Below are 1,339 nucleotides of genomic sequence, written 5' to 3'. Positions count from 1 at the left end.
CACCAAAAGCCCGTGCTTGTCAGCATCCCCCCTCAGTACGCTCACCCCCTCCTGAATACGCCGCCTCCTGCCAACAAACCCACTGTCAAGCACCCGAACGTTGCTGTCCGTGAGGGTCTTGTGCCTCAACTTAACAGGAGTGACGGGCCTGGATTTCAAACCAGACGCCACCAACGGCACAATCGGCGTCGCATCACCAAAGAACCTCAAGAGCGGCCAGGGGTGATATTGGTCATCAAGCAGTCTTCGTGCACTTTGCACGGCATGATCAAGCCCCTTGCCAACGGCAAGATACTTGTATATTTCGGCAGCCACAAACGTCGCCCCCGTATCCGAAACAGGCAATCCCCAGCCAAGCACCCATTGTATACCATTCTGCGCCATCTGGTAAGCAAACGACTCCGAGTTTGCCTTCTCATCAGCGCCTCCGGTAAAGCATCCCGACAGAAAGAGCATTTTGGGTGGAAACTCTTTGATCGCATCCCACAACATCGCCGGAGAGACCTTCTGCAACTTGCCAACCTCATCCTCCATGTAGAACACCGGCCCAATAGCGTTATCAAGACCGGCATGTCCCGTTATGTGGATGATGTCAAAGCCTCCGGTTGCCTTGTTTTTTGACCTAAGACCTGTAAAACTTCCGGAGTCCTCTATGGTCATGTCAATATTAAAATCACCGATGCCGTCAAAGATACGCTCCTCCTCCTTCTCAAAGCTGAGGACATTATCTCCCAAGTCCGTTGGCGAACAGGCCATAAAGAGCATCTTCAGCGGCTCTTTTTTCGATTCAACCACAGCTAACTTCCCCCGGTTATCAACGAGCCGGATCACGTGGATGTTGTGGTTGAGCAGGACAAAGCTCACGTTGTGCAACAACTCAAACGGCAACTGCGTCAACTCGTAGGGCGTCTGCACGTACAGATGCGTATGCCCGGAGATACCGGCAGTCCTGGCAGTGGCGATGATCCCCGCAAGCGTCCCCGCTCCACGATTGAGTAGGTCGTACAACTGCCCTCCGAGGGCGGCCCCTGCGGTTGCGTCGTAACGCCACAGGTTCCTGCGCGTCTGCGCAAGGAGGGCGGCTACCTCGGCTTCGGTGATGTGATGTGACGGGTTGCCGTTGATGCGTACCAGATGCTGATCGCCCGCTGCGGGCAATATCGCTATCGTTATGCTACTTAGATGGTCCGTCATAAACCTCCTTACACGATAAAATTATGATAGTTCAATTATAAACTATGGTTTCGCACTTTCTGGATTCCTGCTTACGCAGGAATGACACAGATGGGCGCAAAATACCATTTCTTGTCATTCCCGTGAAAACGGGAATCCATTTTCA

The 1,339-nt window shown here is 52.9% G+C and carries 1 protein-coding gene; it reads right to left on the bottom strand.

The genetic code is table 11. From position 1 onward, the window contains the following. Window positions 1-1,194, bottom strand: a 1,194-nt coding sequence (locus HWQ67_RS18690) for a CHAT domain-containing protein (protein ID WP_218254204.1), incomplete at its 3' end; no start/stop codon positions are given. Window positions 1,195-1,339: the final 145 nt, after the last annotated feature.

The sequence above is a fragment of the Candidatus Magnetobacterium casense genome, from assembly GCF_019173545.1.
In the GTDB taxonomy this organism is placed as follows: Bacteria; Nitrospirota; Thermodesulfovibrionia; order Thermodesulfovibrionales; family Magnetobacteriaceae; genus Magnetobacterium; species Magnetobacterium cryptolimnobacter.
This window is presented reverse-complemented; position numbering and strand designations above follow the sequence as displayed.